Here is a 6668-nt window from a genome sequence, read left to right on the forward strand (position 1 = left end):
TTTTCGAGAACCAGTCCATGCCCTGTTCCGACTTCCGAGGTGGTTGGACAACAAAGCGCGAGGAGTCGAGTCTCGCACTTTCAGCGCTCGGGTTAGCAATGACCGTCTGGCTTGGTTAACCCTGGGCGTTGCCCAGGGCTGAGGAGTGCCGGGCCTGTGGCCCTCAAACCTAAAATGGTTTGGCCCACGGGGGCTAAAGCACATCGTCGGATGAACGGCGAAGCGCTCATCCGACAATGGTCAGACTAATGGTGGATGGTTTAAAGCCTTACTTCTTCTCGCCGGAGGCTTCCTGGCGGAGCTGCTCGAGGCGGGAGAGAGGCTTTGGAGCGGCGGGCTTGGCTTCTTCCTTGGGCTTGGCCTCTGCGACGACGGCTGGCTTTGCAGGAGCGGCGGGGGCCTTGCGAGGGGCATCAATACGCAGGACGGAACCCAGGGCGATGCGGTGGAGGGTGGTGCCGCCTTCCACGGGGACGTCCACCTGGACGAAGAGGTTGCCCTGCTTGCCGACGGGGGATTTATCCGTGGTAATGACCTTGAAGGCGACTTCCTTGGTGTCCTTGGTGATTTTCGCGGACTCGATCTGGATGGTGTCTGGCACGCCGACGAGATTTGCGTTCGCCTCGCCATTGAAAGGCTTCAGGCCTTCGAGCTTGGCGACCATGACGGTCTCCTTGCCCTGCTCCACGGCGGTCAGCGGGATGGCTGGTGCGTTGAGGTAAGCACCATCGGTCTTCACCTCGCAGAAGGGGGAGGCATTGTAGACGCGGCCATTGCCCGCATCGACCTCGCCCATGACGACGAAGTTGTGCGTGCCGGCGGCGACGTTGGCGTTGGCATCGATCTGGAAGGAAACCTCGTTCTGGCCTTCGGCGATAGTGGCCTCACCCAGGCCGCTGATGCCCGGTGGCTTCCAAGGCAGGAAAATGCGGATGGCATTTTTGAAGCCTTCCTTGCGCTTGCAGACGACCTTGAGGTTCATCACACCATTAGCCACAAGCGGCACGGTGGGCTTCACGATCTCGAGAGAATAGGGAGCCTCTTCGACGACGGCGATGGGGAGCTTGTCCTCGAACTCGGTGTAGTACACCACGTTACCAGCGCGGACGATATCGAATTCCTGGCGCATCTTGCCGACGATCTTCTGCGCGGGATCCACGGCCTTCAGCGTGACTGGCACGATGGCACCGCCGAGAGGCGCATCGGGAGCGGCTTCAAACATCAGCGGCATGGCCGGCTGGTCCTTCGGAGCGAGGTCGCTGAGCATCTTCACGCCCTGCGGAAGGCCGGTGGCCTCAAACTTGAAGTCACCGCTGACGGCGCTGCGGCTGAAGTTTTCCAGCAGCACCATGCGACCACCGCGAGGGATGGCCATGAACTGGCGATACTGCGAGTCATTCACCGTGTAGTGCGGTGAGGCAAAGGTCAGGGAAGGCTGGCTGGCGACGAGCTCCAGGCGATACACAAAGGTCGGGCCACCACGCTCGAGGTGATCCGTCACGCGGACGTAGTAGTCACCATCGGCAGGGATGTTCAGGGTCTGCTTGCTGTCGAGACGGCGACGGCCACCGCCGTCATCATTGCCACCGAGGCTGCCACCCTTTTCGTTATACACGTTCACCACGGAATCGAGCGGGGAACCGAGGCTCTGGGCATAAGCCTGAAGGACGACCTGCTGGCCTTTTTTGAAGGGGACCTTGAAGAAGTCCACGTCACCGGGTTTGTCGATGATGCCGTTCAGCGCGATGGGCTCGCCGACGGGGGCGACGGTGCCCTTGGCCTGCTCGTCATTCGGCTCGGCTTCGAGCACGTTGTCGAAATCCACGAGGCGGAAGGGATTGCCGGAGGGAGCGGACTCCTGGGTCTTGGACAGGAGCATGAAGCCGGGATCGACTTCAGCTGGAAGCACGGCGTCTTCTTCAAAGGAAGAGTCTTTTTCGATGAAGCGGACCTTGGTGGTCGAACCAATTTTGCCACCGGCAGGATAGACGACTTCAGGGCGGCGGAAGCTGCCGACATGGAGACGGTAGTAGTTGTTACCACCGCCGCGGTAGGAGGACTCGCGGATCATCACATAGTAGTCGCCATCGTATTCAGCGACGAAGGAGCAGTAGCCGTCCTGGCGGTGCAGGATGGTGTCATCGGAGAAGGACTTCTCGAATTTGTCCTTGTCGATAATGGCGATGTAGGGGTCAAAGGTGGTGTAACCGAGGCGGAGGCCGTCGGCCTCCACGGAGATGCGCTGGCCCTTTTTCAGGGTGATCTTGTAGTAGTCCACGTCCTCGTTCAGCACGACGCCCTCGATAGTCTTGTTGAGCTCGATGGTCTGAGCGGCATCCATCTCGCTGTTCGGTTCTTTTTCCTGCAGGTTCTGGAAGGGGCCGACGAAGAACTGGCGCACGTGGGAGATGCCGGATTTCGTGCGGATACGCACGAGGTGATTGCCCAGCGGCACTTCAGGAGCCACGGCGATGGTGAGCGTGACCTTGTTGGCCTCCACCTTGTCCACGCTCTTCTGGGTGATGCCGGGGCTGAAGAACATCAGGCTCTCAAAGTCTGCCAGTTTGGCGCCGGTCACGGTGAGCTGCCATTCCGCGCCGCGAGGGCCGCCGTTCGGGATCGTGGCGGAGAATTCCGGGTAGGCTGCGAAGGAAAGGCCAGCAGCGGCTAAGAGAGATGTGATGAGTAGACGGGGGGACATGACGGAGAGATTACGCAGGGAGATCCGGGAAAATTTCGTTTCCGTGAAAAAGGGGCGGGGGAAGGTCTCGAGACCTAAAAGCGCCCGAGGCGTCCCTTTCCTCCTGTCCAATGACCTTGGGAAGGCGGAGGTGTAGGAGCGCGCAAGACTTATGAGGCCAACAACTTGATTTTGGCTTCCTCCAAAAGTGCTTTGTAGGCCGGGTCAACCACTTCAACCAAATGCTTTTCTAGCGTCCCCTCTACCTGCCACAAAAGCTTTTGCGTGGCAGCATCAGGTTCGTTTTCATGTCCCTGAAGGCTTAGCGATACGAGCCAATCGAATAGGACGAGAGCCTCATGGCCCCGAAGGGTAATTTCGATGTCTTCAGATCGCTTCATTGGTTGACTACATTGTATGATCTTGTCGCTATTCAAACAACTGGCCTTTAGACAGAAGTCCTTCTTCTCGTCTCCCTATTGCGCCAGCCTCAACAAACGCATTGTTTTTGACGTTCACATTCGGGGCGAGGGACAAGATGCTGTCTTCAATGTCACCGCCGGATGTGATTCGGAGATGCCAGAATGGAAAACTGCTTAATGGTGACCGTTACTCATCCTTCCATGTTCTCCCTTTCTAACAAGACTGCTGTCATCACGGGTGCTGGTTCTGGCATTGGCCAGGCCATCGCCATGCTCTTTGCCCGTCAGGGCGCCCATGTCGAAGTGCTGGACCTCAAGCTCGAGGCGGCGCAGGGGACGGTGGAGCAGATCATCGCCGAAGGTGGCAGCGCCAGGGCAGGGGCGGTGGATGTGGCAGACCAGGCGGCGGTCAAAGGTGTCTTCGCGGAGATCTCCTCGCGTGTCCCGAGCCTCGACATTCTCGTGAACAATGCGGGCATCGCGCACATCGGCACGGTGCTGACCACCGAGGAAGCGGACCTGGACAAGCTCTACAACGTGAACATCAAAGGCGTCTACAACTGCGCGCAGGCGGCGATTGATCGCATGGTGCCGCAGGGTGGTGGCGTGATCCTCAATATGTGCAGCATCGCGGCGCAGATGGGGCTGGCGGATCGCTTCGCGTATTCGATGACGAAGGGCGCGGTGCTGATGATGACCTACTCGATGGCGAAGGATTTTATTAAACAAGGCATCCGCTGCAACTGCATCTGCCCGGCGCGTGTGCACACGCCGTTTGTGGATGGGTATCTCGCCACGACGTATCCCGGCCGTGAGGCGGAGATGTTTCAGAAGCTGAGCGAAGCGCAGCCCATTGGTCGCATGGCACGGCCTGATGAGATCGCCGCGCTGGCTTTGTATCTGTGCAGTGATGAAGCGGGCTTCGTCACGGGCAGCTCCTATCCCATTGACGGTGGTGCGGTGAATTTGCGCTGACGCGAATTGCCGCTTAGGTTTCTTGATGAGCAACGAAACCGACAACATCGAATCCTGGACGAGCACGGCCACGAACCAGGTTCGGGACGAGATCGCTGCTCAGCCGCTGGAGGTGAATGAGAAGAACCGCCTCTGGTGGGAGACGCTGCCCATGACCTATGAGGACTGGGGCAAGGAAGAGCGCGATCCTGTGAACCTGGAGGATTTTGAGCGGGTGGACCGACACTATTTTGGCACCAATCCTTACCTTCAGCAGGTCTGGCCTGAGCTCTGCCAAGGGGCGAAGGTTTTGGAGGTGGGCTGCGGTGCCGGGAGTGCCGCCTGCCGTTTCGGCAGTCAGGGAATGATCGTGCAGGCGGTGGACATCACGGCGAAGGCCGTGGAACTGACGAAGCGTCATGCCGAGGTCAGCGGCATCTCCAGTGTGCAGGCCTTGCAGTGTGATGCTGAGGACCTTTCGCCGCTGACGGACGGCAGCTTTGACTATCTTTACTCGTGGGGTGTCATGCATCACAGCGCGCATCCTGAGCGCTGCTTTGCGCAGGCTTGTCGCAAACTGAAGCCCGGTGGTCGCGGGCTCATCATGGTGTATCACCGGAACAGTGCGCGCTTCTGGCTGAAGGGGCTGTACTGGCTCATCTTGAAAGGCCGGTTTTTGAAGGGCGAGACGTTCGAAAGTGTGCAGCGCCACTTCACGGACGGCTTTTATCAGAAACACTACAGCCGGGAGAGTCTGACGAAGGCCATGGAAGACTCCGGCTATGTGGTGGAGGCCGTGAAAGTCACGCACATGAGCTCTCGCATGATCCCTTTCATCCCCGAAGGCCTGCGCCAGTGGCTCAAGGAGCGCATTGGGTGGCTCATCGTGGCGCATGTGCGGCGTGATGCCTGATCAGGCATCACGGCGATACGTGCCGAGCAGTAGAAGGCCTAACGAAAAGATGAGAAAGGGGATGGCGGTGCCGCTTTTCAGAACTTGTATTGGGTCGTCATGGGGAATGAGTTCGAAAAACAGGGCGGCGATCATGGCCAATGGCCAGCTCAGTACAAAGAGGGCTGCGGAGAAACCCGCGCGCAGCCAGGAAATGCGCGCGCCGAACCATTTGCACGTCAGGGCAAACAGCACCGGAATGGCGGCCCACATGGCGATGGCCAGAAGCTGCATGCGATGAACGTGGATCATGTGGTCTCTCATGAAGGTGGCATCCCACCCCATCAGCCTGGTGCGTTCAAACACTGTGTAGTTGAGGATGGCTCGCCAGGAGATCCAGGCGCAGCCGACAGCGAGGACGACCAGCGCTGCTATCAGGAGCCAGCGACGCCCCACAGAGGCCGCCCATACGGCCCAGCCGATGAAGGCGGCCACGGCAGCGGGCACCGCCCAGAAAAAGTGACTCAGCCATCCCATCTTCTTCACCTCCCAAGCCCATTCCATCTCCCACCGCCACGCGAGGCGGGCGGCGAGTGCGAGGAGTAGGAGCACGATGGTCGGCGCCCAAGTGCGGCGCCAGAAGGAGCCGTGCAGCGCATGACTCCGGCAAGTGTGACACAGACCGGCTAGCAGGCCCATGGTGACCCCCAGCACCAGGACGATTTCATTCAGGTAAAAGCGACACCATCCCTGCCAAGGACCGAACCTGATGACGGTGGCCTTGCCAAAATCTACCCAGCCAATGCCCCAGGAGCCGAAGGACAGGCTCCAGTCATGCAAGGGTGCCAAGGCAGGGGCGGGGAGTGCTGTCGCTCCCTCTGAAGGAGCAGGCTTCGGTGCAAATGGATCTGGCTCGACCTGTTCGGGATGGGCGATTTCGAGCGGTGACTTCCAGAAGCGGCCTGGCAGTGATTCTGTCGGCCAGATGTGGGCAGAGTCGGTCGGCGGCTGCCAACCTGCGGGTGTTCCGAGTGAAAACCACCGGCTGGGTTTGACCGGACTGTTGCCGGAGTTTGCTGCGGCGGTGGCCAGTGTCGTGGTGGCTTGAGTGGGGCTGGACTGCTGGTTCGCTGCTCCATTGCGGACAGCGTCGTCCAAGGTCTTTCTCATGAGGGCATACTGCTCGCAGAACAGAGATACATACAGAAGCACGAAGATACCAGCGGGCACCGCGAAAACCCAGGTGGCTCTTTGCCAGCGACGCGACGATGCGCCCGGGTTTTGTGGCGGGCTGGTTTCTGATGGCTGCGGGTGGGGGGACTGATTCGGATTCATGTCGGGGGGACTGGCATCCGCCCCATGGCTGGTTCGCCAGAGGGCATTTTTGAATATCAATAATCTCTCCCGCAGGGAAGCCGAATCGACTCACCGAAAATAGAACGGCCTCACTGGCAGAGTCGGGCGCTTGCCTGCTATGGTGTTGATAGCAGGTGGTGCACCTTGTTTGCCAATGAGGCCGCGAGGCTCTCCGGATCAATGTTTTATCCTGTTCGAGAACGAGTCTTCAGCATTACGGCCTAACCAAATAGTAGTAGGGTCTAGGGTGGGGTTGGAAAAACTCGGACCTTGGGCGAGATAGCGGAGATGCTGTGAGTTTGAGTTAGGGACGAGCTCAACTCGTCCCTACCGGGGGTTTGGGGGGGCGCTGCCGCGCCGGCGA

5 protein-coding genes are annotated in these 6668 nt (G+C 59.4%); 2 read left to right on the forward strand and 3 right to left on the reverse strand.

Features of this window, described 5'->3' with window-relative positions; translation table 11 throughout:
* Nucleotides 1-268: 268 nt before the first annotated feature.
* Nucleotides 269-2701, reverse strand: a complete 2433-nt coding sequence (locus tag BGE01nite_RS28410) for a PPC domain-containing protein (protein WP_146856278.1) — start codon at nt 2699-2701, stop codon at nt 269-271.
* A gap of 149 nt (nt 2702-2850) precedes the next feature.
* Nucleotides 2851-3081: a hypothetical protein gene (locus BGE01nite_RS28415; protein ID WP_146856280.1), complete on the reverse strand. Its 231-nt coding sequence runs from the start codon at nt 3079-3081 to the stop codon at nt 2851-2853.
* Between the two features lie 222 nt (nt 3082-3303).
* On the opposite strand from BGE01nite_RS28415, the gene BGE01nite_RS28420 reads away from it, so the two are divergent.
* Together BGE01nite_RS28420 and BGE01nite_RS28425 are read left to right on the forward strand one after the other, a co-directional pair.
* Nucleotides 3304-4077: an SDR family NAD(P)-dependent oxidoreductase gene (locus BGE01nite_RS28420; protein WP_146856282.1), complete on the forward strand. Its 774-nt coding sequence runs from the start codon at nt 3304-3306 to the stop codon at nt 4075-4077.
* Nucleotides 4078-4102: 25 nt separating this feature from the next.
* Entirely contained in the window at nt 4103-4969 is an 867-nt protein-coding gene (locus BGE01nite_RS28425; RefSeq protein ID WP_146856284.1) for a class I SAM-dependent methyltransferase, read from the forward strand.
* On the opposite strand, the gene BGE01nite_RS28430 is transcribed toward BGE01nite_RS28425, so the two are convergent.
* On the reverse strand, nt 4970-6118 hold the full coding sequence (locus BGE01nite_RS28430) for a hypothetical protein (RefSeq protein ID WP_146856286.1): 1149 nt from the start codon (nt 6116-6118) through the stop codon (nt 4970-4972).
* Between the last annotated feature and the right edge of the window lie 550 nt (nt 6119-6668).

The organism is Prosthecobacter gellanilyticus (assembly GCF_007992435.1).
Classification (GTDB): Bacteria; Verrucomicrobiota; Verrucomicrobiia; order Verrucomicrobiales; family Verrucomicrobiaceae; genus Prosthecobacter; species Prosthecobacter gellanilyticus.